At 67.6% G+C, this 23398-nt stretch carries 27 protein-coding genes; 17 read left to right on the top strand and 10 right to left on the bottom strand.

The genetic code is table 11. From position 1 onward, the window contains the following. The first annotated feature begins 51 nt into the window (after nucleotides 1-51). The 7 genes from NO931_RS14830 (at nucleotide 52) to hjc (ending at nucleotide 6209) form a co-directional block, all read left to right on the top strand. Complete coding sequence (locus NO931_RS14830; protein ID WP_256393133.1) at nucleotides 52-972, top strand: acetylglutamate/acetylaminoadipate kinase; 921 nt, start codon at nucleotides 52-54, stop codon at nucleotides 970-972. Further along, entirely contained in the window at nucleotides 969-2105 is a 1137-nt protein-coding gene (locus tag NO931_RS14825; RefSeq protein ID WP_256393132.1) for an aspartate aminotransferase family protein, read from the top strand. Before NO931_RS14830 ends, NO931_RS14825 begins: the two co-directional genes overlap by 4 nt. Then, nucleotides 2102-3190, top strand: coding sequence for a [LysW]-lysine hydrolase (locus NO931_RS14820; RefSeq protein ID WP_256393131.1), 1089 nt, complete (start codon nucleotides 2102-2104; stop codon nucleotides 3188-3190). Before NO931_RS14825 ends, NO931_RS14820 begins: the two co-directional genes overlap by 4 nt. Further along, nucleotides 3187-4149: an ornithine carbamoyltransferase gene (argF, locus tag NO931_RS14815; RefSeq protein ID WP_256393130.1), complete on the top strand. Its 963-nt coding sequence runs from the start codon at nucleotides 3187-3189 to the stop codon at nucleotides 4147-4149. Before NO931_RS14820 ends, argF begins: the two co-directional genes overlap by 4 nt. 154 nt (nucleotides 4150-4303) lie before the next feature. After that, nucleotides 4304-4456, top strand: coding sequence for a hypothetical protein (locus NO931_RS14810; protein WP_256393129.1), 153 nt, complete (start codon nucleotides 4304-4306; stop codon nucleotides 4454-4456). Nucleotides 4457-4513: 57 nt separating this feature from the next. Then, complete coding sequence (locus NO931_RS14805) at nucleotides 4514-5656, top strand: MBL fold metallo-hydrolase (protein ID WP_256393128.1); 1143 nt, start codon at nucleotides 4514-4516, stop codon at nucleotides 5654-5656. Between the two features lie 127 nt (nucleotides 5657-5783). Continuing rightward, nucleotides 5784-6209, top strand: a complete 426-nt coding sequence (gene hjc / locus NO931_RS14800) for a Holliday junction resolvase Hjc (protein WP_256393127.1) — start codon at nucleotides 5784-5786, stop codon at nucleotides 6207-6209. A gap of 47 nt (nucleotides 6210-6256) precedes the next feature. On the opposite strand, the gene NO931_RS14795 is transcribed toward hjc, so the two are convergent. Beyond that, complete coding sequence (locus tag NO931_RS14795) at nucleotides 6257-6736, bottom strand: hypothetical protein (RefSeq protein ID WP_256393126.1); 480 nt, start codon at nucleotides 6734-6736, stop codon at nucleotides 6257-6259. A 163-nt stretch (nucleotides 6737-6899) separates the two neighbouring features. On the opposite strand from NO931_RS14795, the gene NO931_RS14790 reads away from it, so the two are divergent. Next, nucleotides 6900-8213 carry a cytochrome P450 gene (locus tag NO931_RS14790; RefSeq protein ID WP_256393125.1) on the top strand — a complete coding sequence of 438 codons (1314 nt, stop codon included), beginning with the start codon at nucleotides 6900-6902 and terminating at the stop codon, nucleotides 8211-8213. A gap of 22 nt (nucleotides 8214-8235) precedes the next feature. Here the strand turns inward: NO931_RS14790 and NO931_RS14785 are convergent, their stop codons facing one another. Further along, on the bottom strand, nucleotides 8236-9054 hold the full coding sequence (locus tag NO931_RS14785) for an SWIM zinc finger family protein (RefSeq protein WP_256393124.1): 819 nt from the start codon (nucleotides 9052-9054) through the stop codon (nucleotides 8236-8238). Nucleotides 9055-9246: 192 nt separating this feature from the next. Here NO931_RS14785 and NO931_RS14780 point away from each other — a divergent pair, with 192 nt between their 5' ends. Beyond that, nucleotides 9247-9495: a DUF7472 family protein gene (locus tag NO931_RS14780; protein ID WP_256393123.1), complete on the top strand. Its 249-nt coding sequence runs from the start codon at nucleotides 9247-9249 to the stop codon at nucleotides 9493-9495. 1 nt (nucleotide 9496) lies between these two features. On the opposite strand, the gene NO931_RS14775 is transcribed toward NO931_RS14780, so the two are convergent. Beyond that, the gene (locus tag NO931_RS14775) at nucleotides 9497-10540 is read right to left on the bottom strand and encodes a DNA primase large subunit PriL (protein ID WP_256393122.1); all 1044 of its coding nucleotides are present in this window, start codon (nucleotides 10538-10540) and stop codon (nucleotides 9497-9499) included. A 137-nt stretch (nucleotides 10541-10677) separates the two neighbouring features. Between NO931_RS14775 and NO931_RS14770 the strand changes: the two genes are divergently transcribed. Next, on the top strand, nucleotides 10678-11265 hold the full coding sequence (locus tag NO931_RS14770; RefSeq protein ID WP_256393121.1) for a DUF7474 family protein: 588 nt from the start codon (nucleotides 10678-10680) through the stop codon (nucleotides 11263-11265). Nucleotides 11266-11320: 55 nt separating this feature from the next. Here NO931_RS14770 and NO931_RS14765 read toward each other — a convergent pair whose 3' ends face one another. Further along, on the bottom strand, nucleotides 11321-12280 hold the full coding sequence (locus NO931_RS14765; protein WP_256393120.1) for a C-terminal binding protein: 960 nt from the start codon (nucleotides 12278-12280) through the stop codon (nucleotides 11321-11323). A 134-nt stretch (nucleotides 12281-12414) separates the two neighbouring features. Next, entirely contained in the window at nucleotides 12415-13158 is a 744-nt protein-coding gene (locus tag NO931_RS14760) for a DNA polymerase sliding clamp (protein ID WP_256393119.1), read from the bottom strand. A 123-nt stretch (nucleotides 13159-13281) separates the two neighbouring features. Here NO931_RS14760 and NO931_RS14755 point away from each other — a divergent pair, with 123 nt between their 5' ends. Both NO931_RS14755 and NO931_RS14750 read left to right on the top strand, forming a co-directional pair. Beyond that, on the top strand, nucleotides 13282-13455 hold the full coding sequence (locus tag NO931_RS14755; protein WP_256393118.1) for a hypothetical protein: 174 nt from the start codon (nucleotides 13282-13284) through the stop codon (nucleotides 13453-13455). Between the two features lie 106 nt (nucleotides 13456-13561). Continuing rightward, the gene (locus NO931_RS14750; protein WP_256393117.1) at nucleotides 13562-14329 is read left to right on the top strand and encodes an RlmE family RNA methyltransferase; all 768 of its coding nucleotides are present in this window, start codon (nucleotides 13562-13564) and stop codon (nucleotides 14327-14329) included. A gap of 57 nt (nucleotides 14330-14386) precedes the next feature. Here NO931_RS14750 and NO931_RS14745 read toward each other — a convergent pair whose 3' ends face one another. Beyond that, entirely contained in the window at nucleotides 14387-14560 is a 174-nt protein-coding gene (locus tag NO931_RS14745) for a ribbon-helix-helix domain-containing protein (protein ID WP_097009434.1), read from the bottom strand. 85 nt (nucleotides 14561-14645) lie between these two features. Next, a complete protein-coding gene (locus tag NO931_RS14740; RefSeq protein ID WP_256393116.1) occupies nucleotides 14646-16946 on the bottom strand; it encodes a twin-arginine translocase subunit TatC in 2301 nt (766 codons plus the stop codon). Nucleotides 16947-17053: 107 nt separating this feature from the next. Between NO931_RS14740 and NO931_RS20770 the strand changes: the two genes are divergently transcribed. Both NO931_RS20770 and NO931_RS14730 read left to right on the top strand, forming a co-directional pair. Next, entirely contained in the window at nucleotides 17054-18406 is a 1353-nt protein-coding gene (locus tag NO931_RS20770; RefSeq protein ID WP_310737326.1) for a twin-arginine translocase subunit TatC, read from the top strand. 64 nt (nucleotides 18407-18470) lie between these two features. Beyond that, on the top strand, nucleotides 18471-19508 hold the full coding sequence (locus tag NO931_RS14730; RefSeq protein ID WP_256393115.1) for a sodium:calcium antiporter: 1038 nt from the start codon (nucleotides 18471-18473) through the stop codon (nucleotides 19506-19508). Between the two features lie 45 nt (nucleotides 19509-19553). On the opposite strand, the gene NO931_RS14725 is transcribed toward NO931_RS14730, so the two are convergent. Beyond that, complete coding sequence (locus NO931_RS14725) at nucleotides 19554-19946, bottom strand: hypothetical protein (RefSeq protein ID WP_256393114.1); 393 nt, start codon at nucleotides 19944-19946, stop codon at nucleotides 19554-19556. 233 nt (nucleotides 19947-20179) lie between these two features. Between NO931_RS14725 and NO931_RS14720 the strand changes: the two genes are divergently transcribed. Further along, nucleotides 20180-20860 carry a histidine phosphatase family protein gene (locus NO931_RS14720; protein WP_256393113.1) on the top strand — a complete coding sequence of 227 codons (681 nt, stop codon included), beginning with the start codon at nucleotides 20180-20182 and terminating at the stop codon, nucleotides 20858-20860. A 345-nt stretch (nucleotides 20861-21205) separates the two neighbouring features. On the opposite strand, the gene NO931_RS14715 is transcribed toward NO931_RS14720, so the two are convergent. After that, a complete protein-coding gene (locus tag NO931_RS14715) occupies nucleotides 21206-21439 on the bottom strand; it encodes a hypothetical protein (protein ID WP_256393112.1) in 234 nt (77 codons plus the stop codon). Nucleotides 21440-21594: 155 nt separating this feature from the next. On the opposite strand from NO931_RS14715, the gene NO931_RS14710 reads away from it, so the two are divergent. Next, complete coding sequence (locus tag NO931_RS14710; RefSeq protein WP_256393111.1) at nucleotides 21595-21732, top strand: hypothetical protein; 138 nt, start codon at nucleotides 21595-21597, stop codon at nucleotides 21730-21732. 31 nt (nucleotides 21733-21763) lie between these two features. Here the strand turns inward: NO931_RS14710 and larE are convergent, their stop codons facing one another. Next, complete coding sequence (gene larE, locus NO931_RS14705) at nucleotides 21764-22645, bottom strand: ATP-dependent sacrificial sulfur transferase LarE (RefSeq protein WP_256393110.1); 882 nt, start codon at nucleotides 22643-22645, stop codon at nucleotides 21764-21766. A 170-nt stretch (nucleotides 22646-22815) separates the two neighbouring features. Between larE and NO931_RS14700 the strand changes: the two genes are divergently transcribed. Further along, nucleotides 22816-23310 (top strand): peroxiredoxin family protein, encoded by a 495-nt coding sequence (locus tag NO931_RS14700; protein WP_256393109.1) that lies wholly within the window; start codon nucleotides 22816-22818, stop codon nucleotides 23308-23310. Nucleotides 23311-23398: the final 88 nt, after the last annotated feature.

Genomic DNA, 23398 nt, shown 5'->3' with positions numbered 1-23398 from the left:
CGTCAGTTTTGATACCGACCCACTGTTTCACAGTAGCTAACAAGAATACTCATGACGACTGTACTCAAGATCGGCGGCGCGCGCGCGGTCGACCCCGCGGGAGCGCTGGCCGACGTCGCGGAGCTCGTATCGCAGGGCGAAGACGTGGTGGTCGTCCACGGCGGCTCGACGGCCGTCGACGACACGCTCGAAGAACTGGGCGAGGAACCCACCTACGTCGAGACGCCGGGCGGCGTCGTCGGACGGTTCACCGACGAGCGCACGATGGAGGTCTTCGAGATGGTGCTACCTGGAAAACTCAACACCGACCTCACCGAGGCCCTGCAGAATCAGGGCGTCAACGCGGTGGGCCTGTCGGGCGTCGACGGACAGGTGCTCTCGGGCCGCCGGAAGTCGGCCGTGCGCGTCGTCGAAGATGGTAAAAAGAAGATCAAGCGCGGCGACCACTCGGGGAAGATCACCGACGTCAACGCCGATCTGCTGGAGACGCTGCTCGACGGCGAGTACACGCCCGTCGTGACGGTGCCGATGCTCGGCGAGGAGAAGTCGGGCGGGTACACCGCCGTCAACGCCGACGCCGACCGCGCCGCGGCGGCGGTCGCCGGCGCGCTCGACGCCACGCTCGTCGTGCTGACGGACGTGCCCGGCGTACTCGAAGATCCCGAGGACGACTCGACGCTGATCGAGACGGCCGACGACCCCGCAGGCCTCGAACGGATCGAGGACGCCGCTGAAGGGTTCATGACGAAGAAGGTCATGGCCGCCAAGGAGGCGCTGTCGGGCGGCGCGGAAGAAGTCGTCGTCGCGGACGCCAACGCCGAAGAGCCGGTGCTGTCGGCCGTCGACGGCGGCGGCACGCACATCGCGGCGAGCGCGCTACCCGACGAGGATGCCGACGATGCGGACGCCGAAACGGACGCGGACGGCGAGGGCGAGAACGCGGACGAGGACACCGAGGAGGCGACACAATGAGCGGATTCATTTTCAACGAGAAGCCGATCCAGATCGAATCGGGCGACGGACCGTACCTGTACGACGACGGCGGGAACGAATTCCTCGACATGGGCGCGAGCTACGCCTGCGTCCCGCTTGGCCACGGCCACGACGCCGTCGACGCCGCGGTGCGCGACCAGCTCGACGACCTGACGTACGTGCAGGCGTCGTATCCCGTCGAGTCCCGGACGGCGATCTACGAACTGCTGGCCGAGACCGCACCCGAGGGCATCGACAAGACCTGGCTCTGTAACTCCGGCACCGAGGCCAACGAGGCCGCGCTGAAGTTCGCCCGGTCGGCGACGGGTGACTCGAAGATCGTCGCGACGATGCAGGGGTTCCACGGCCGCACGATGGGTGCGCTCGCGACCACCTGGAAAGACAAGTACAAGAAGCCCTACGAGCCGCTGATCGGCGACGTCGAGTTCGTCCCGTACAACGATCCCGACGCGCTGGCCGACGCGGTCGACGACGACACCGCCGCGGTGATCGTCGAGCCGATCCAGGGCGAGGGCGGGATCAACCCCGCCGAAAAAGGGTTCCTCGAAGCCGCCCGCGAGGAGACCGAGGCCAACGACGCCGCCTTGATCTTCGACGAAGTCCAGACCGGGATGGGCCGGACGGGGACGCTGTGGGCCGCCGAGCAGAGCGGCGTCGTCCCGGACATCCTCACCAGCGCGAAGGGGCTGGGCAACGGGTTCCCGATCGGCGCGACGCTGTGTCGCGACTGGATCGCCGAGAACTACGGCTCGCACGCCTCGACGTTCTCGGGCGGGCCGGTCATCAGCGCCGCCGCCGAGGCGACGGTCTCGACGATCGTCGACGAGGACGTCCCCGAACACGCCGCCGAGGTCGGCTCCTACCTGCGCGAGGAGATCGAGGCCGAACTCGGCGACACGGTGCGGGACGTTCGCGGCGAAGGACTGATGATCGGCGTCGAGGTCAAGCGCGGCTCGAACCGCCTGCTCAAGCAGCTCGCGCTGAACCACGGCATCCTCGCGCTGCCGGCCGGTCGATCGGTGCTGCGGCTGCTGCCGCCGCTGACGATCGAGCGCGAGCACGCCGATCAGGTGGTCGACGCGCTGGTCGAGGAACTGGGTGATGGCTCGTGAGCTCCGCACTCGCCACCATCTCGGCCGACGACGCGCGCGACCTGCTCGTCGACCTCGTGGAGATCCCCTCGCCGACCGGCGAGGAGGAAGCCGTCGCCGAGCGCCTCGTCGAGTTCTTCGAGGCCCACGACCGCGAGGCGTGGATCGACGACATCGGTAACGTGCGCGCGCCGGCCGACGACTCGGTGCTCCTCACGTCGCACATCGACACCGTTCCGGGCGACATCCCCGTTCGGATCGACGACAGCAAGTACGACGAGGGGATCCGCGCCGGCGAGGCGCTGTGGGGACGCGGGAGCGTCGACGCCACCGGCCCGCTGGCCGCGATGGCCGTCGCCGCCGTCCGCACCGGCGTGAGCTTCATCGGCGTCACCGGCGAGGAAGTCGACTCGCGGGGCTCGCGTCACGTCGTCGAGGACCGAGAGTCGGGACCCGACGCCGTTATCAACGGCGAACCCAGCGGCTGGGACGGCATCACGCTGGGCTACCGGGGCCTGCTCGCGGGCACCTACGTCGCGACGAGCGAGTCCGGCCACAGCTCGCGGCCGGAGAACAACGCCATTCAGGACGCCATCGCCTGGTGGTCGAAAGTCGAAGACGAGTTCGAGGAGGACGAGTGGGGCCCGGTCTTCGAGCAGGTGACGCCCAAGCCCACCGACCTCGATGGCGGCCTGACCGACGACGGCCTCTCCGTCGAGGCGACGATGGACGTCCAGTTGCGCGTGCCGCCGCGGCTCACCGTCGAGGAGGTCCGCGAGATCGCCGACGGTTACCTCGAAGGCGTCGGCAGCGTCCACTGGAACGACAAGGTCGAGCCCGTGATGCAGAGCCCCCGGACGAACGTCGCCCGGGCGTTCCGCGTCGCGATCCGGCAGGCCGACGGCGACCCGCGCCTGCTGCGCAAGACCGGCACCAGCGACATGAACGTGTTCGCTCAGCACTGGGACTGCCCGATGGTCACCTACGGCCCGGGCGACTCGGATCTGGACCACGCGCCGAACGAACACCTCGCACTCGAAGAGTACGATCGCTCGGTGGACGTGCTCGTCGATGTCGCCGAGCGCCTGCGGGGTGACGACGAATGAGCGACGCTCGCGACAGCCGGCGCGCACCCGGCAAGTACGGCGACTCGGAGGTACGCCACTTCCTCGACGTCGACGACCTGACGGGCGACGAACTCGACGACGTTCTCGACGTCGCCGCCGAGTACAAAGCCGAGTTCGAGGACGAGGGACCACACGACGACTTCGACCAGCAGACGCTGGGCATGCTGTTCCAGAAGCCCTCGACGCGCACCCGCGTCTCCTTCGAGACCGGGATGACCCAGCTGGGCGGCCACGCCATCTTCCTCGGCGAGGACGACATCCAACTCGGCCGCGGCGAGCCCCTGCGCGACACCTCGCGGGCGCTCTCGCGGTACGTCGACGTGCTGATGGCCCGCGTGTTCAAGCACGCCAACGCCGTCGAGCTGGCCCGATACGCCGACGTGCCCGTCGTCAACGGGCTGACCGACGACGCCCACCCCTGCCAGACGCTCGCGGACCTGCTGACGATCCGCGAGCACGAGGGCGGGTTCGAGGACGTGCAGGCGACGTGGATCGGTGACGGCAACAACGTCGCCCAGTCGTTCGTGCTGGGCTGCGCACTGACCGACATCGATCTGACCGTCGCGACGCCGGAGGGGTACGGCATCGACGACGACGTCGTCGAGCGCGCCCGCGATATGGGCGGCGATCCGACGATCACGTCCGATCCAGTCGAAGCCGCCACCGACGCCGACGTGATCTACACCGACGTCTGGATCAGCATGGGCCAAGAGGACGAGCGCGACGTGCGGATGGACGCCTTCGACGGGTTCCAGGTCAGCGAGGACCTGCTCGCTCACGCCGACGACGCCTCGGTGATGCACTGCCTGCCAGCCCACCGCGGCGAGGAGATCACCGACGACGTCATGGAGTCCGATAGCGCCGCGGTGTGGGATCAGGCCGAGAACCGCCTGCACGCCCAGAAGGGATTGCTGGTCTGGCTGCTGGATCAGGTGTAGGATACCCATGTGGCTGCTCGATCGGGTGTAGTCGCGAGCGCGCCCGGCCCCGTTTTTGGCGAACGGAGTACCTACCGCCTACCTTCGGAAACGTGCCAGTTACGGTCCAGTTAGCTGCGCTATAACAATGAATGGCTACGCGAAGACGCACCGTATGTCCGTAGATCGGAGCGACGACGCGGACGGCGAACGGGACGACGAAACGACCGCGGACGACGCCGACGCGGGGACGCCGCCCACCGAGACCGAGTTCGCGGGGCCGGCCGAACTGCGCTGTGGCATCGCTCTGGACGCCGACGACGAGTAGCCGGGCCCAAACCACTTGGTACGAACCGATATTGATCCATCGCTCGTAGATCGATCCATGATCGACCAGATCACCGCGAGGGAGCTGGCCGACAGGCTCGAGGAGGGCGGCCGGTTCACGCTCGTCGACACGCGAGAGGAGGACAGCTTCGATCAGTGGCACGTCCACGGCGCCGCGAACGTCCCGTTCGATCCGGACGAGGGGTTCGGCGACGAGCACCTGCGGCAGGTAGAAGCCGCGGTCGACGGCGATCCGATCGTCGCGATCTGCGGGAAAGGACTCACCTCGACGCCGTTCGCCCTCAACCTCGAAGACGAGGGGTACGACGGCGTGAGCGTCGTCCGCGGCGGGATGGAAGAGTGGGCGACGGTCCACGAGCACGTCGACGTCGCGGACGGCGACCTGCTCGTTCGGCAGATTCAGCGCCCCGCGACGGGCTGTCTGGGCTACGTCGTCGGCTCCCGATCGTCGGGCGAGGCCGTCGTCGTCGATCCGACGCGCCAGACCGACGAGTTCGCCGTCGCGGCCCAGGAGCTGGGGCTGGACGTGACGGCGGTCGTCGACACCCACGTCCACGCCGACCACGTCTCGGGCGGGCCGGGGCTGGCCGAGCGGCTGGACGTTCCCTACCGGCTCGGGATCGACGTCGACGACCCGACCGTCGAGCACGACTACGAATCGCTCGACGACGGCGAGCGGATCGATCTCGGCGGCGTCGAGGTGCGGGCTCTGCACACGCCCGGCCACACGATGGACATGGCGAACCTGCTGGTCGACGACGAGTACCTGCTCTCGGGGGACACGCTGTTCGTCGACTCGGTGGGCCGGACGGAGCTGAGCTTCGGCGAGGAAGGCGCCGAGCGCGGCGCCGAGTTGCTCTACGAGTCGCTCCACGAGACACTACTGGAACTCGACGACGACCTGACCGTGCTTCCGGGACACGTCTCGGTGACCGCCGACAACCGCTACGAGAGCGGCAGCCGCGGCGAGCCGATCCGGGCGCGGCTGGGCGACCTGCGGACCGACCTCGATCTGCTCGGCCTCGACCGCGAGGCGTTCGTCGACCGGATCACCGACGATCTCCCCGAGAAGCCATCGAGCTACGAGACGATCATCGCGATCAACGCCGGCGAGCGGTCGGTCGAGACCGAGGAGGACGCCGCCGAACTCGAAACCGGGCCGAACAGCTGCGCGGCGTGACCGAACGCTTCCGCGTCGCGTCGGCGGGCAGACCGCGCCGCCCCGAGTCGGCGGACTGACCGTATCGCCGTCCGCGATTCAGACGCCAATCAGGGGGTTCAAGAGCGACCCGCCCCACCTACCGCTAATGTCGAACGCGAAAGGCGACCGGCGCGAGCGCGAACTCGTCAACAAGTTAGACGAGGCCGGCTTCGCGGTGATGCGGGCGCCGGCCAGCGGGAGCGCGACCGAGCGGGAACTGCCCGATGCGCTGGCTGGCAACGGCGGGGATTTCTACGCGATCGAGGCGAAGTCCAGTGCGGGCGACCCCATCTATCTCACGGGCGAGGAGGTCGAGGCGCTGGTCTATTTCTCCCAGAACTTCGGCGCCAAGCCCCGCATCGGCGTCCGGTTCGACCGCGAGGACTGGTACTTCTTCCATCCCGCCGACCTCTACACCACGGACGGCGGAAACTACCGCGTCAAAAAAGAAACTGCGCTCTCGGAGGGGACGGACTTCGACGAGCTGACCGGCCACTCCAGCCAGGCGCGGCTGGACGACGTGGGGGAGTAGCCGAACCAACTGCGACGGGTTGCGACATCGCGGAAACGGACGGGCCGTCACTCCTCCGGGAGGAGTTTCGTGTAGTGCAGCGACAGCGATCCGTGTGGTTCGAACTCCGTGTGACTACTCAGACTCACGTCTCTCTCCCCCGTACCGATATCTCCGGAGAGCGTTTTCGTGATCGACTGGCCGAACTCGGGGTCCGAAATCACGGCTTCGTCCTGAAGCTCATTGTCCTCGTTGAACTTGAGTGTCATCCGAGTCGGTGTGAGATCCTCCGAGCCCCCGCTGAGCGTCGTCGTCACTCGGAGTCGAACGTATCCGTCGGTCTGCTCCTCGACGGTGACGTCGAACGTTTGATCGACGGACTCCGGTAGCGAGGACCTGACTTCCGTCGGCGGCCGCTGCGTCCTGTTCGACTGTGGGGCTGCCGTCGTTTCGAGCGCACTGCATCCGGAGATACCGCCGCAGAGAGCGGTTAGACACCCGAGGAGTGCTCGCCGTCGCATACGTGCAACGAGCGACAGCACGGTCAAAATAATGACGATAGCTAAAGAGGAGTTGTGCTTTGCGAGAGGCTGACACGCCGCCGTCGTTCGAAACGGAGTCCGTGGTTCAACGAACCGGACGCTTCGCACCGCTCTGTCGGTCGCGGAACGGGCGAGAGACTCTTGTTCGTGCAGACCAATATCCTGTGAGATGCACCCACAGCCGCCCGGACCCCAGGACCTCCCGCTGGTGGGCGCGACGCCGTACTACGCCCGCGACCCGTTCCGGTTCGCGACCGACATGCGCGACGCCTACGGCGACGCCGCGACGTTCCGGCTGGGTCGCCAGCAAACGTACCTGTTCACGACGCCGCGCGCCGTCGAGCGGGTGCTGGTCGACGACGCCGACCGCTTTAGCAAGCCCGACTTCCAGACCGACGCGATGGAGGAGCTGCTGGGCCAGGGACTCTTGCTCAGCGAGGGGCCGTTCTGGCGCGAGATGCGCCAGCTCGCCCAGCCCGCGTTCGCGCCCGACCGGGTCGCCGACCTGGCCGATATGATGGCCGAACGCACCGAGGACCTGATCGAACGCTGGGAGCCCGGCGAGGTGCGCGACGTCGAGGCCGAGATGGCGCAACTCACCGTCGGGATCATCGTTGACGCGATGTTCGGCGCCGACCTCGGGGAGGCGCGCACGCGCGTGGTCCAGGAGAACTTAGAGCCGCTGGGGCGGCGCTTCGAGCCGGAACCGCGGCGCGTGGTCGTCCCCGACTGGCTGCCGACGCCGGAGAACCGCGAGTACCACGACGCCATCGAGACGCTGGAGGGCGTGATCGACGACATCGTGGCCGAGCGACGAGATTCCATCGAGGACCACGACGACCTGCTGTCGATCCTGCTCCGGGCGCGCCGCGAGGACGAGATCGACGACAGGCAGATCCGCGACGAGCTGATGACGATGCTGCTGGCGGGCCACGACACGACGGCGCTGGCGCTGACGTACACGTGGCACCTGCTCTCGGAGCATCCCGACGCCGAACGGAAGGTCCACGAGGAGGTCGACGCCGTCGTCGACGGCCGGGCGACGTTCGCGGACGTCCGAGAGCTCACCTACGTCCGGAAGGTTCTCGACGAGGCGATGCGGCTGTACCCGCCGGTGTACGCGATGTTCCGCCAGTCCGACGAGGACGTCGAGATCGGAGGGTACGAGATTCCGGAAGATTCGCTCGTGATGCTATCCCAGTGGGCGACCCACCGCGATCCGCGCTACTTCGAGGATCCCGAGGCGTTCCGGCCCGAGCGCTGGGACGATTCGGACCACCCCACGTACGCCTACTTCCCGTTCGGCGCCGGACCCCGTTCCTGCATCGGCAAGCAGTTCTCGCTGACCGAGGCGACGATCGTGCTGGCGACGATCGCGAGCGAGTACCGACTCGACGGAGTCGGCGACGGAGAGCTGGAGCTGCGCGGGTCGCTGACGATGCATCCCAAAGACGGCGTCGACGTGAAACTCCAAAAGCGGTAAAATCGGTCGAAAAGCGGGGCGATCAGCGGACGACGCCGGAACTGCGCCGCTCGGCGTCGTCCAGACGCCGCTGCTCGGCGCCGCTGCCGTTCTTCTGGCGCCGCTGCTCGGCGTTGCCGCTGCGCTCCCGACGCCGCTGATCGGCGTCCTGCGACCTCGCTCCGGCGTCGTGACGCCGTTCCGAACCGGCCGAATTCTCGACCGGCACCTGTGAGAGCCGCGATCGCGGGAACGAGTAGACGGTCAGCTCCGAGGGGACCGTCCCGTCCTCGGTGATCCGGACCGCCTGGGCGTACACCGCGGCGACGACGGCGTCGTCCTCGGGATAGTCGGCGTTCGAGTAGTGGTCGGCGACGGTCCGCCCGTGCCGGATCGGGACCTCGTCGGCCCGGCCGGCGGGCGGCGCCACCACGAGCACGCGATCGCCGGTGTTGCGGTCGTAGGCCGCGTCGCCGACGTCGAACTCGTGGTCCGCACAGAGGTGCGGCCCCGGAGCCGTCTCGTCGACGAACAGCTCGGCGCCACAGACCTCGCAGTCGACGGCTACCTTCCCCGGCGGCGGGACCCTGCCCTCGGAAACGTCGATGGCGACGCGCCGGAGATGTTTACACCGCGCGCCGCGGTAGACGTGATCGGGACAGGTACACCGCCCGCCTTCGAGGTCGACCAGGTAGCTGTGGCCGCTCTCGCTGTCGACCTCGTACGTGCCGCCGCCGACGGGCGTCACGGCCATCCGCTCGGAGAGGGCCCGCCGCGTTCGCCGGTCGAACTCCCCGTTCGCGCCGCCCGCTCGCACTCCCCGCCGTCGCTCTGACGCGCTCGTGTGTTCGGTTTGCGTCATGGGTGACAGTAGGGGCTCCGGACGGGTAAGTCTTCCAGTCGAAATAGTGGCGTTAACGCCCATTAGCGGCACTAAAACGGCCAATAGCAGCCACTACAACTCACCCAGACTTCAGGTGCAGCCAGTCCCCGACCGTGCGAAATCGTCGTCCTCATCGAAGCGCTTTTTGCCGGTCCGGGGGTTTCACCGAGTATGGACTTAGATCGCGAGCAGAAAATCGATATCGCCGTCTCCATCGGGGCGCTCGCCCTGATGATCGGGTCGATGATGGCGATCGGCGCGACCTACTCGACGGATTCGGGCCTCACGACGCAGGGCGGACAGATGCTGGTCGGCGCGCTCATCGTCTTCATCTTCGTGATGGCCGCCATCGGCTACGTGCTCGCGACGAAGGTGACCGGAGCGGACGGCAACGACGACGAAACGCCCGAACTGGCCTGAGCTACTCGTTGGTCGCCGCGGCAGCGTCGGCGTCGTCGAGCCGCCGGTCGTAGTACGTGATCGGGTGGTCGATTTCCTCGCAGAGTTCGTCCGTATCGACGCAGAGACCGTACTCCGCCATGCTGGCGCAGCTGGGCGGCGCGTAGCCGGGATCCTCCTCGTCGCCGAGGTGAGCGGCCTGGTAGCGGACCGACTCGCCGGCGTCGGCCGCGCCCGCCGCCAGATCCGCCGCGGCGTCGGGCGCCATCCCGAGGCTCGTCAGGAACGCCGTCAACGCGAACCGACCGGGCTCGTCGAGCGACTCGCCGGCGTCGATCCGTTCGAGCAGCGCGCGCACGCAGGGCGGGAACAGCGACGGGACGACGGCGTCGAAGTCGTGGCGGAGCTCGCGGTCGGCCAGCGAGTCCTCGATGCGCTCGACGGCCTCGGCGAGTCCCTCGGCGATCGGCTCGGGCACCGACAGCGGGAGGCCGTCGGCGACCCGCTCGCGGATCGCCGCCTCCAGTAAGTCGCGGAGTTCGCCCTCGTCGACCGGCACCTCGCCGTCGCTGAGCGCGCGCGTCGCCAGACGCCACTCCTCGCCGTCGAGCCCGCCCGAGAGTCGGAGATAGGGACCCACGGCGACGAGATATTGGTCGTCGCCGGTCGATCGAACGTCGCCGGCGAGGTCGAACTCGGCGAGCAGTCGCTCGGTCGTCAACCGGCCGCCACTGGTGCTTTTGAGTTCGGCGTCGTTGTCGACGTCCGCCTCGAAACGCTCGCGGGCGGTCGCGGCCTCGGCGTGGGCGTACTTGCGCTGGAGCATCGGCTCGTCGACCAGCGAAACCAGCACGCGTGCGATGGGGTAAGACAGCAGTTCGACCCGCGCGCGCCGGTGGGGCTGGCCGACCGAGTCCTCCGAGAGCGCGGCGTCGACGCGCTCGACCGCCCGGTCGACCGCCGCGGCGTCCTCGCGAAGCACCAGCTCGGCGAGGTCGACCTCGGCTGTCTCGACGGCGTCCCGGGCCGAATCGAGGAAGGGGTACCGCGCGTGGAGCCGCTTCATCGGCCTGCCGTTTCGGTCGGTCACCGATAAAATGCCCGGTTGGTTCGGAGTACGTACCAGTCTGCTGACGGCCGCGTCCGGGCTCCACGGTGAGCAATCGGCATCCTTTTGATGCGCCGAGCGTAGCATCGCGTGTTGTGCCGTACTTCGGGTACCCCTGTCCAGGCTGTCGGACGACCAACGATCTCCACGAGCCGGGCTGCCGGTTCTCGGGGACCGACTGGGAGTCCGTCGAGAAAGCCTACACCGACGTGCTCGCCGTCCTCTCCGCCGAGCCCCGGCCCGAGCCGGCGCTCCGGGAGGCCGTCGACGGGCGCTGGAGCGGCCTGCACGCCGCCGCGCTCTCCCAGTTGCGTCGGGAGCACCGCGTCCGCGAGAGCGACGACGTGCTCGAACTGCTCACGCCCGAGGAGCGCAAGGAGCGGGTCAGCACGCCGACCCACGACCCGATCAAGACGATCTACGAGAAGGGCAGCGTCCCGGGCTGTCACGACAACAGCGTGTTCGCGCTGATCGCGTGGTACGAGATGGTCGGCCTCTCGTGGGACGAAACCCGGGAGCACGTCGTCGAGTGGCTCCACGAAACCGGGACTTGGGCCCGGGGCGGCTTCGAGGAGTCCAGTCCGGAGCAGCTCGTCGACAGCAAGCGCCACGTCTACGAGCAAGGGTACGGCTGGAAGGAGAAGGCGACCGCGGCGAAGTCGATCATCGACCGGAACGTCTGAGTTTTCGCGCGGCGTCGACGTCAGAACGCGTCGGCCGAGCGCACGAATTCCGAACTCACCAGCCCTTCGGCTCGACGGGGTTCTTCGGCTCCTCGCCCTGCAGCACGCGCCGGACGTCGCCGGCGACGATCTCGTTGAGATCCTGGTGGGAGTCCGCGGAGTACCACGCTGCGTGAGGCGTGAGGACGACGTCGTCGCGCTCCAGTAGCGGGGAGCCGGTGGGCGGCTCGTCGTCCATGACGTCGAGGCCGGCGCCGAAGATCTCCCGGTCGACGAGCGCCTCGTAGAGCGCATCTTCGTCGACGATGCCGCCCCGTCCGACGTTGACGACGATGGCGTGGTCGGCCAGGCGCTCGAAGGCATCGGCGTCGAACATCCCGCGCGTCTCCTCGGTGAGCGGCGCGTGGATCGTCACGGCGTCGGCCCGATCGAGCAGTTCCTCGAACTCGACGAGGTCGGCGTCGTACTCGTCGGTCGTCGCCTCGTCGACGTAGGGATCGTAGACGACCAGATCGAGGTCGAACCCCGCGGTGAGATCTGCGAGCCGCTGGGCGATCGTCCCGAAGGAGACGACGCCGAGCGTGGAGCCGTAGAAGCGGGGGAACGGACGGTCCGGCATCCAGTTCCACTCCTCGGCCTTGACTTCGCGGTCGTACTCGACGAGCGTGCGGCGACACGCGAGCAGTAAGGAGAACGCGTGAGTCGCCACCTCGTTCGTGGAGTAGCCGGGCACGTTGACGACGGTGACCCCGGCGTCTTGGCAGGCCTCGACGTCGACGTTGTCGAAGCCGGTGCCGGCGCGAGCGACGATTTTGAGGTCGTCGAGTCGGTCGACGAGATCGGCGTCGACGCCGGTGTTGACGTCGAGGACGAGCGCCTCCGGATCGGCGTCGACGATTGCTTCCCGGTCCCCGGTGGGGATCGGGACGAGTTCGTGATCGATCGGTGCGAGCTCGTCGCTGACGACGTCTTGCTTGACGAACGGCGTGTCGCTGACGGCGATTGTCGTGGTCATGGATGTATCAAGTCGTGGGTGCGGTGCGATCCCGCGGTGAGTGGTGGACCGGGTTACCTACCCGAACCTTGCGACGGGACGGTGATAAAGGGCGCTTCCGACCCCACCGAGTGAAAACGATCGAAACCGTCGGATCAGTCCGACTGGATCCGCGGCGCGAGCATGAACGTAACCGATCCCTGCCCCTCGGCGATGTCGAAGTGCATCTTGACGGGGAACTCCTCGCCGAGTTCCGTGGTGACCTCGCCGTCCTTGGCGATCGCCTTGTTCATGTCCTTCAGGTAGTCGAGGCTGAACAGCGAGCGAGCCTCGCCGGCCTGCAGATCGATCAGATCCTCGCGGTCGAGTTCGAAGTGGACGTCGTCGGTGTCGCCCTCGGCCTCGACGTAGAACGTCTCCGCGTCGGCGTCGACGCCCAGCGCGATGTGGTCGGACACCATGTCGGCGGCCGTCACCGCGCGGTTGATGTCGCCGCCCTCGATGACGATCTCGGCGGGCAGGTCGAGATCCGGGATGTCGGGCTCCTGGCGGATCGAGTCAGGGTCGATCAGCGCCAGCGTGTACTCCAGGCCGTCGATTTGGATGTGGAGCTTGCGCGTCTCCTCGTCGAGTTCGAGCTCGACGAGCTGACCGGAGTCGGCCATCCCGACGATGTCTTCGAGCCGGGAGAGGTTGACGCCGATGAGGCCGCCGTCGGCCTCGTAGGACTCGAACGCCGCGGCATCGAGCGAGAGATCGACCATGCCCACGTTCGCGGGGTCGACCGCGCGGATGGCGATGCCGTCCTCTTCGAGGTGGATCTTGCACTCGTCGACCAGCACGCTCACGGAGTCCAACGCCGTCCCGAGCGTCTCGGCGCTAACGATCGCCTTGAACATATTGATCGGATTTTTAGCGCCACGGCATAAAAACCCCCGCGTTCGCGCTCGCGCGTGCGAGGCGTCCGCAGTCGGGTCGGGGGCGTGGAAAGGCCTTTGGTGTCAGAGAATCAACTATTACGCATGAGAGTCACGCTCTCGGACGCGCGCGACTCGCCGATCGCGGCCGCGGTGTTTCTCGTCGGTGTCGCCGTCGCGGCGTACGCGGTGTACTACCAGTCACAGGGCGGTACGTTCGGCGCACCGGAAGGATCGCTCGCGTGGTGGATCGGCGTCGGTGCGGCGCGGTCGCGGTGATCGTGACGGCAGCACGCCAGTGGCTGTAGCCACCCCGAGTTGCGCGGCGGCGAGAACCGCCAAGCGAAGCGCGTAAACCCGCTGGCGGACAACTACGGGCAATCAGATGGCTGGAAAAGACCACTACTACAACAAGGCCAAGCAGGAGGGGTACCGCGCCCGCTCGGCCTACAAGCTCAAGCAGCTCGACGCCGCGGAGAATCTCATCGAGGAGGGCGATACGGTCGTCGACCTCGGCGCGGCGCCCGGCGGGTGGATGGAGGTCGCCGCCGAGAAAGTCGGCGCCGAGGGGACCGTGATCGGCGTCGACCGCCAGCGGATCGACGACGTCGACGCCGACGCGCGGATCGAGTACGTCCGTGGCGACATGACCGAGGAGAGTACGCGCGAGGAAGTCGTCGAGGTCGCGGGCAAAGTCGACGCCGTCGTCTCTGACATGGCGCCGAACATGACCGGCGAGTACAACCTCGACGCCGCGCGCTCGGCCCACCTCGCTCGGCAGGCGTTCGAGACGGCGCTGGAAGTGCTCGACAGCGGCGGCGACTTCGCGACGAAGATCTTTCAGGGACAGGACGTCGAACCGCTCCGCGAGGACATCGACGAGGAGTTCAAGTACGTCCGGACGATGGCGCCCGACGCCAGCCGCGACGAGTCCTCCGAGGTGTATCTGGTCGCGAAGGGACGCCTGACCGCGCCGGTCAGTCCCGGCGACGAGATCGAGGTCGAGATCGAGGACGTCGGCAGCGAGGGCGACGGCATCGCCAGCGTCGAGGGATTCCGGCTGTTCGTGCCTGACACCGAGACCGGCGAGACGGTGCGAGTCCGCGTCGACGAGATCAAGGAACGGTTCGGCTTCGCCGAGCGGATCGACTGACGGCGATCGACGGCTCGACCGCCGACACGGTCGGGGTCCCGACCGACGGCGATACCGCTACTCTTCGTCCAGCCGCCCGTGGCGCTCGTCGATCTCGTCTAAAATATCGAGATTCTTCCTGATCGAGGCTCGCACGGCCTCGCTGCGGTTGACGTACTTCCCGTCGTCGCCGACGTGCTCGTCGAGGTCCGCCAGCAGCTCTTGGGGAATCTCGACGCTGATCTTTGGCATACCCGAGGAGTACCTGCGAATCCGCATCAAACTGGCGACAGCGTTCGGAGCGGGGTGCGGGCGCGGCGATGCCGCGACGCCGCCGTCAGGCCGGCGAGCCGCCGCGTCCGCGCAGGCGACCGGGCAGGGTAACCGCCCACAGCAGGCCCAGCCCGATCAGGTACGCCACCGAGATCGGCGCCGCGAACAGCAACATCGTCAGGATGCCGTTGGGCGTCGCCACGCCGGCGACCGCGAAGATCACGAGGACGATGACGCGCCAGCGATCCATCATCGACCGGAACGAGAGGACGCCGCTGCGGTGGAACAGCAGCATGGTGACGGGGATGTTCGCCAGCAGGCCGATCCCGATCGTCAACGAGAAGATCAGCCAGAAGAAGTTGCGCAGCCGGTAGGAGACGATCATCCCGGCGGCCTTCGCGTCCGCGACGAAGTACGAGATCAGCTCCGGCGCGATGACGAAAAAGCCCAGCAGGCTGCCGCCGATCAGGCCGGCGACGAGACAGCCGCCCCAGACGAAAAAGACCGACCGCGAGACTTTGCCCTGTGCGACGAGCCCGCGCTCTTCGAGGGCCGGCCACGCGTAGTACAGTATCAGCGGGAGCGCGACGACCACGGCGAGGATCGTGCTGACTTGCACCTCGAAGATCAGCACCTCGACGGGGTGGAGCGCGATGATCTCGCCGGTGGCGTCGAGCGCCTCAGTGCTAGCGTCCTCCGGGCGGAGCGTCTCGGGCACCTGCGCGAGGAACAGGTCCCGGATTTTCCCGATCCCGCCGGAGTAGAGCCAGACGAACACGCCGACGAACACCGCGATCATCAGCCCGACGATGCGGAACAGCTTCGAGGTGAGACTGGAGACGATGAACTGGAGATCGTAGAAGTAGCCGCCGATCTCCTCCTCGGTCGTCTCGTCCTCGGTGAACGGGTCCATCATCCCCGCCGCGGTGCCGGTCAGGAGGCTGCCCGACTCGTCGTCCGAGTCGGCGCTTCCGCCTTCGGCGGCAGCGGCGTCGCCGGCGGCGCCAGCGGCGTCGGCGTCCTCACGTTCGGCGTCGAGCTCGTCGAACCGATCGAGGATCAGCTGGGCCTTGTCCGGCTGGTCGTCGTCCATCGCGCGCTTGGCGTGGGCCAGCGCCTCGTCCTCGGTCAGCGAGAGGAACGCCTCGGGCGGCGCCGCGCGGACGCCGGCGGCGTCGAGTTCGTCGAGGTCGAGGTCGGCGGGCCCGCCAGCGCTGGCGGGTGCCGGTTCGCCGTCGGCGTCAGCGTCGGCTACCGTAGTGGTCGATTGCCGATCCGCGCGCCGCGGCTGGACGGGCGACTGGAGCACCCGGACGGTGTTGTAGATAATCCCCAGCAGCGCGACGACCGCGGTGGCCTGAACGGCTACCCAGACGCGGGCGAGCGGATCGCCGGCGACGAACTCGCCGGCCGGCCGGAGCATGTCGGGCAGCACCGGAAGGAGATACTCGTTGGCGACGGTTGGGCCGCCGGTCGACAGGACGAGGACGGTCCCGACGAACGCGAGCACCAGCGCGAGCGCGAGGTTGCGGCCGCGGCGCCGGAACTTCCGCGACTCGACCGAGTCAGCCGCCTGCCCGGCGCGTTTGATGTTCGTGATGAGCTTCGCGAGACCCAGGCTGGCGCCGTACAGCGCCACCAGCGGGAGCGCCCACATGATCTGGGTGAACGGGTCCGGCGGGGAGAACACGGCGCCGAAGACGAAGATGCCCAGCACGGCGTACTTCCACTTGTCGCGAAACGTCTCGTAGGGGATGATCTCCGTGTACGACAGGACGGCCATCGCCATCGGAAGCTGGGCGGCCAACCCGAACGAGAGCGTCAACAGCAGGATGAACTCGGTGTACTCGACGATGCCGTAACTCGGCTTCACGCCGGCCTGCTGGGCGTTGCTCGCCAGGAACTCGAACATGTACGGGAAGAAGACCCCGTAGGCGTAGATCACGCCGCCGACGAACAGCGCGACCGAGACCACGGCGAACCCGACGACCCGTTGGGTGTTGATCGGGATCGACGAGTCGGCGCGGTCGAGGATGGCTTCGCGACCGTAGTACAGCAAGACGGGGACCGCGAACAGGATACCGACGGCCAGTCCGATCTTCACCTGCAGGAGGATGACGTCGAACGGCGTCCGGACGACGATGTCGGTCGCCTCGGCCGTCTTCGGACCCATCCGCGATTTGGTGTTGGCTTCGAGAAACTCCCAGACGAACGCGCGCATCGCCCAGATCGTCCCCATCATCCCGATCACGAACGCGACGAAGGCCTTCTGGAGATGCGTCTGGGCCGACGAGAGCACGCCCGCGATCGTCTCGCGGCCGGCCTGAACGGTCTGGACCGTGTCCTCGTCGACGGCCGAACTCATAGGTACTGAGGGGTAACGGACTGCCCGTTATCAATCTTCTTCTCCCCGTGCGGTACTGCGGTGCAGTAAAAAGGCCTATAACGCACGGTCCGCCTACATTCGACCAGATGGCCGAGGAGCCGGGCGACGGGGGCCGGGTCCCCGACGAGTACGACGACGATTCGGACGAGGAGCCGGCGGTCTCGTCCGAGCAGCCGTCGGATCGCCCCGACGACGCCGACGAGGTCGAATCGGAGATCGACGCCGAGGTCGAGCCGGACGTCGACGCCGAGGTCGGATCGGACGCCGACGGAGATGGGGGGAGCGCCGACGACGAGGCGTCGACGCCCGATTCCTATCGGTCGTACCACGACCCCTCGCCTAACGACCACAGCGGCGACGAGGAGGACGGCGAACCGTCCCCCGAAGACGCGCCGTCAGACGACGGCGTCGAGCGATCGACCGATCGGATGCTCCCCGACGAGGACGACATCGGTCCCGACGCCCCGGAGACGCGCGGCGAGGACGTCACGAAACCGGACGTGGACGATATCACGAACGAGACCGGAATCGACGAGGAGGCCCCGGGCGCGAACGGCGTCAGCGGGGGTTCCGGTGACGCGAACGGCGTCAACGACGAGCCGCCGGAGTCGGCCGCCCGGACCGACGGAAGCCACGCCGGCTCGGACGTCGGCGTCGCCGGCACCGGCAGCGTGGCCGACGAGACGCCGGGCGACGGATCCTCGGAGGTCGGGATCAGCCAGCCGCCCGACGACGAGGAGATGCCGCTGGCCGACCACGTCGAGGAGATGATCAACCGGCTGGCGATCGTGCTCTTTGCCGCGTCGGTCGTCACCGTCGCGGCGTTTCCGGTCGCCGAGAACCTGATCACGACAGTTTGGTACGGCGTGTTGCCGACCCAGGACGTCGCATCGCCCCACGTGTACGGCCCGCTGGAGCTCAAGCTCACCGAGCTGAAGCTCGCGAGCCTCGCCGGGCTGACGATCGCGCTGCCCGTCGCCGTGTACGAGACGTACCTGTTCATGCGGCCGGGGCTGTACCCCAACGAGCGGCGCTACTACCTCGCGGCGGTGCCGACCAGCCTCGTGCTCGCGCTCGTCGGCATCTCCTTCGCGTACTTCCTCGTGCTCCCGGGCCTGTTCACCTACTTCCTGTACTACTCGGACGTGACCGCCAACGTGGCGTTCGGGCTGCGCGAGACGTTCAACCTCATCCTGACGATGATGGGGATGCTGGCCGTCGTGTTCCAAATCCCGCTGTTCATCATGCTGGCGACGATGATGGGCATCACCTCGCGACAGTGGCTGGCGGACAACCGGCTGCTGTTCTGGGGCGCGTTCCTGGGGCTCGCGTTCCTCTTCAGCCCCGATCCGACGGGGATGGCGCCGCTGATCGTCGCCGTAACGATGGTCACACTCTACGAGGGGACGCTGCTGCTGTTGCGCTGGGTCGGGCGGTGACGCCGCCGGCCGGGCGAGCGCGGAACGGGATGCTTAAAAGAGGGCGGGACGCAACCACTCGATAATGGTCCTCGGTGGCGTGCTTCCGGATACGACGCTGGTCAACGTTCTCGTCGTCCTCGTCACGACCGGATTCATCTGGATCGGGAGCGGACTGCTCGAAGACTCCGCCGAACAGCTCTCGGCGTACTACGGGCTTCCCGCGGTAGTGCAGGGATCGATCGTCGTCGCCATCGGGTCGAGCTTCCCGGAGCTGGCGAGCGTCGTGTTCACCGCTCTGGGCGAAACGTTCGACATGGGCGTCGGCGCCATCGTCGGCTCGGCGATCTTCAACATTCTCGTGATCCCCGCGCTGGCCGGAATCGCGGCCGACGGCGAGCTGGAGACCAACCGCGCCATCGTGTACAAGGAGGCCCAGTTCTACATGATCGCCGTCTCGGCGCTTGTCGTCACGCTCGCGCTGGCGGTCATCTACGTCCCCGCCGCGAACGGCCCGGAACTGGCCGGTACTCTCACCCGGCCGCTGGCGATGATCCCGCTGTTGCTCTACGGGCTGTACCTGTTCATCCAGTGGCAAGACGTCGGCGATCACGACGCCCCCGACGCTCCATCGAGCATCTCCGCGGGGCGCGAGTGGGGACGACTCGCTATCAGCCTGCTCATCATCCTCGTCGCGGTCGAGCAACTGGTCGGCAGCGTCGAGTCGCTCAGCACGACGTTCGGCATCCCCGAGTTTCTCGCCGGCGTGACGATCGTCGCGGCGGCGACGAGCCTGCCGGACACGCTCGTGAGCGTCCGCGCCGCCAGAGACGGAAGAGGACTGACGAGTCTGGGGAACGTGCTCGGCTCGAACACGTTCGACCTCCTCGTCGCGATCCCGATCGGCGTGCTGATCGTCGGCACCGCCACCTTCGACTTCGCGGTCGCGGTGCCGATGCTCGGCGTCCTGACGCTCGCGACCGTGCTCCTGTTTTCGTTCCTGCGGACGGATCTGGAACTCACGAGCGTAGAATCGTACGTCCTGCTGATCGCCTACGCTTTGTTCGTTTCGTGGGTCGTTGCCGAGACTGTCGGCCTGACCAATCTCATCAAGGGCGCATAAGAGCTGCCAGCGCGGAGCGGATGCGCCGCCGAACGCGGGCCGGTGTCAGTCGCCGTCGTTCACGAGCGACGTGTCAGTCACGTCCGCCGGACGGGTGCGCTCCAGCGCGTACTGGGCGGCAGCCTCGACGTCGGCGGGGCCATCACAGGCACCCACGAACAGGTTCGCGAACGTCGAGACGATCTCGTCGGCGCGACCCTTCGTCGTGACGGTGCGTACTTCGGTTTGCTCGGAGAGTTCCGTGTAGGGGTACAGCGTGAGGAAGATCGTGTAGGCGCCGGCCTCGCCGGACTCGGCCTCGGGCATCGCCACGTGGAGGCGCACGTCACCCGTGTCGTGAACGTACCCCTCGTACGTCGGGGCGCGACCGGACCGACGCGCCAGCCGGTCGTACCGCTCGTCGCACTCCCAGTCCGCCGGTAGCTCGTCGTCGTCCATCGTGCTCAACAACAATCCCCCATCTAACGAACGTATAGGATGGCCCAATATTCGCCCGGCATCGGCAGTCTTCTCGACGAACGCCACCGTTCAGTGCCACTGACCCCCACGAAAACCGGTCGAACGTCCAGAGAGCGAGATCCCTCTGGCAGTGTTTGCCACGATCGGGGTGCGCTCGGCGTCGGGACGGCTGCACCAAGCTACTTTGGGACAGGGGGCGCAACGACACGACGATGGGAACCGTCGTCCTGGTGCGACACGGCGAGACGGACTGGAACGCCGAGCGGCGAATCCAGGGCTGGGCGCCCTCGCCGCTCAACGAGGAGGGTCGCCGGCAGGCCCGCGCGCTCGGCGAACACGTCGCGACGCGGTACGGCGTCGACCGGATCGTCGCGTCGGACCTGCGCCGGACGACCGAGACGACCCGCGAACTCCGGCGGTCGCTGCCCGACGCCGACGTCGAGTTCTCGCGGGCCTGGCGCGAGCGCGACTTCGGCGTCCTGCAGGGGCTGGCATACCGGGAGCTGTTCGAGGGGTATCCCGAGTTCTCGGTGCGCAAGTCCGGCTACCCCGCCGCCGCCGCCCGCCCCGAGGGCGGCGAGAGCTGGCAGGACGTGTACGATCGCATTCGGGACGCGTGGACGGAACTGGTCGACGAACTGGACGAAGCGGAAACCGTGCTGATCGTCACCCACGGTGGGCCGATCCACGTCGTGATCGGCCTGCTCAAAGGGTACGACGTGGCCGAGACGATCGCGGAGATCGATCTCAGCAACTGCGCGCTGACGGAGGTCGGCGTCGACGCGGACGAGCGAGACTCGCCGAACCCCGACTCACGGGATCGACAGGACGCCGACGGCGAGCTGACGCTACGGCGGGAGTGCGTAGCGACGTTTCTGGACGACGAACAGTAGCACGGGGCGGCTGTCTGGCTCCCTCATTGGAACTTCTAAGCAGTAGCTTGTGAGACTCTTTGTCGGAGGAGAGCGTTCTCCGCGGTTCGACGGCCGCGAGGCCGACGTGCTGATCGTACGCCCGGTCTGCACAAGAACTATACAGCAGAGGTACCGTCCCTTCGACTGTGCTGGTCGGTGTCGCAGTCGGATTCGTGGCCGCTATGGCTGTTTTTGCCGTCCTTATCTACACGAAAATGCTGTTGAGAGAAGTTCTATTTGGGGACTGGCGCTGAGAGGAGTGTGTACTATACTGCCCACGAATCTCGGGCCACTGTAGGCGGGAAATCGTAGTATCGGCTACTATCAACGGTCGCCGAGTTCGCGCTCCATCTCGGACGCCTGCTCGTGAACCTCGCGAACGGCGTCCTGTTGTTCGCCGCGCGAGACGGAGGCGCCCTGCAGCCGGTAGTCGCCGACCTGCCAGTCCGGCGTGAGATCCCAGACCGTACCGTCGTCGGACGCCGATTCGCCCGCGTCGTCGCCCGACTCGGCGTCGGCGCCCGAGCCGAACAGCCGGTCGCGGAACCACCCGATCATGCGCGTTTGTTGCACGCCGATCGTCATAAAACGTGGTGCGCGTGCGCCGAGGAGCGGCGTCGTCCCGCGGTGACGCCGAGGCGGCTCTCGGTGATCCCGCGGCGGCAACCGTGAGAGCCGGAAAAACTATGCCGACCGGACGTTCTCTGGGGGACGTGAGCGAGTACTACGTCACCCTGAACGGCGACCGGGTCGCCGGGCCGTTCGACTCCCGGACGGAAGCCAAGCAGTGGGCCGACGAAGAAGGAACCAACGAGGTCGGCCTGAACTACCTCGTCGAGCGGGCGACGTGACGCCGCAGCGGCGCGGCCGTCGCCGACCGTCCTACTCCGAGCGCAGCGCGCTGTAATCAGTCTCGAAGACGTTCTCGACGAGCGGTTCGTCGTCCTCCTCGGCCTCGTCGGTGGGGCTGACGCTGCCGGTCTGGTAGCCGTGCAGGTCGAGCGTGACGTGCTCGAAGCCCAGATCCGAGAGATGCTCGCGGACCGTCTCGACGAAGTCGGGATCGAGCGCGACCTCCAGTTCGTCCCGGCTGACCTCGATCCGGGCGAGGCCGTCGTGGTCGCGCACGCGGAACTGCGAGAACCCCCACTCGCGGAGGACGCGTTCGGCCTTCTCGACGCGCGTGAGTTTCTCTTCGGTGACTTCCAGCCCCGTCGGAATGCGCGAGGAGAGACACGCCATCGAGGGCTTGTCGGCGACCGAGAGATCGTAGCGGTCGGCGATCTCCCGCACTTCCTCTTTGGTGATGCCGTGTTCGAGCAGCGGCGAGTGGGCGTCCAGCTCCTCGACGGCCTGCAGGCCGGGCCGGTGGCCCTCCCCGGGGTCGCTGGCGTTGGTCCCGTCGCAGACCGTCTCGATGCCGAGTTCCTTCGCGTGCCCGAACATCTCGCCGAGGCGCATCGTCCGGCAGTGATAGCAGCGGTCGCCGTCGTTCGCGACGAATTCATCACTACTCAGTTCGCTGAACTCGACGATATCGTGCCGGATGCCGATCTCGTCGGCGACGCGGCGGGCGTCGTCCAGTTCCGCGTCGGGCAGCGTCTCGCTCTTGGCGGTGCAGGCGACGGCGTCCTCGCCGAGCGCCTCGCGGGCGACCGCGGCGACGACGCCGGAGTCGACGCCGCCGCTGAAGGCGACGAGCACGCCCGACCGCTCGGCCAGGTCCTCGCGCATCGCCGCCAGCTTCTCCTCGACGGTGTCCATGGACCGGCATTGGCGGTCGACGGGGAAAAGCACACTGACACGGCGACGAACGCGGCGGGCGACGGGATCGGCGTCCGAAGATGTTCGGCGTACACGTCCGGGGCGGCGGGCGGTGAGCGACCACCCGACCGCGCGATAAGACTATTGTGACTGCGTCGCAAGGAGCGGTCGTGAGCAGGACGATCACCGACTTCGAGCTGCCTAACGCCGGTGCGGGGCCCGACCCCCTGCGTCTCTCGGCGTACGCCGAGGACGCCGATCGCGGCGCCGTCGTCGTGCTGTTCCAGCGCGACTACCACTGCGGGAACTGCCGGCGGCAGGTCCAGCGGATCGCCGACCGCTACGAGGAGTTCCGCGAGCGCCGGGCCGCCGTGGTCTCGGTCCTCCCCGAGCCCGCCGAACGCGCCCGGGAGTGGCAAGACAAGTACGATCTACCGTTCCCGCTGCTGGCCGACGCTGACGCCGAGGCGGCTGAAGCGTACGATCAGCCGGTCCGCTTCGGCGCGTTCGGGGCCGTCCACGACCTCGTCGGGCGGATGCCCGCGACGGTCGTCGTCGACGCCCGCGGCGTCGAGCCGGCGATCGCGAGCGTCGAACGGGGTTCCCGGCCCTCGGATCGGCCGGACGTCGACGAACTCCTCGCGATGGTCGACGCCGCGATGTGAGAGCGCGGGGAACGACGGGACGTGACGCCGGCGCCCGGATCAAAGAGTGACAAAAGACTACTTGCCGACCCGGACCAGGACAGTAGCG

It is taken from the genome of Natronoarchaeum rubrum (assembly GCF_024494695.1).
Note: the sequence above shows the minus strand (reverse complement) of the source record. Positions and strands in the feature narration are given on the sequence as shown.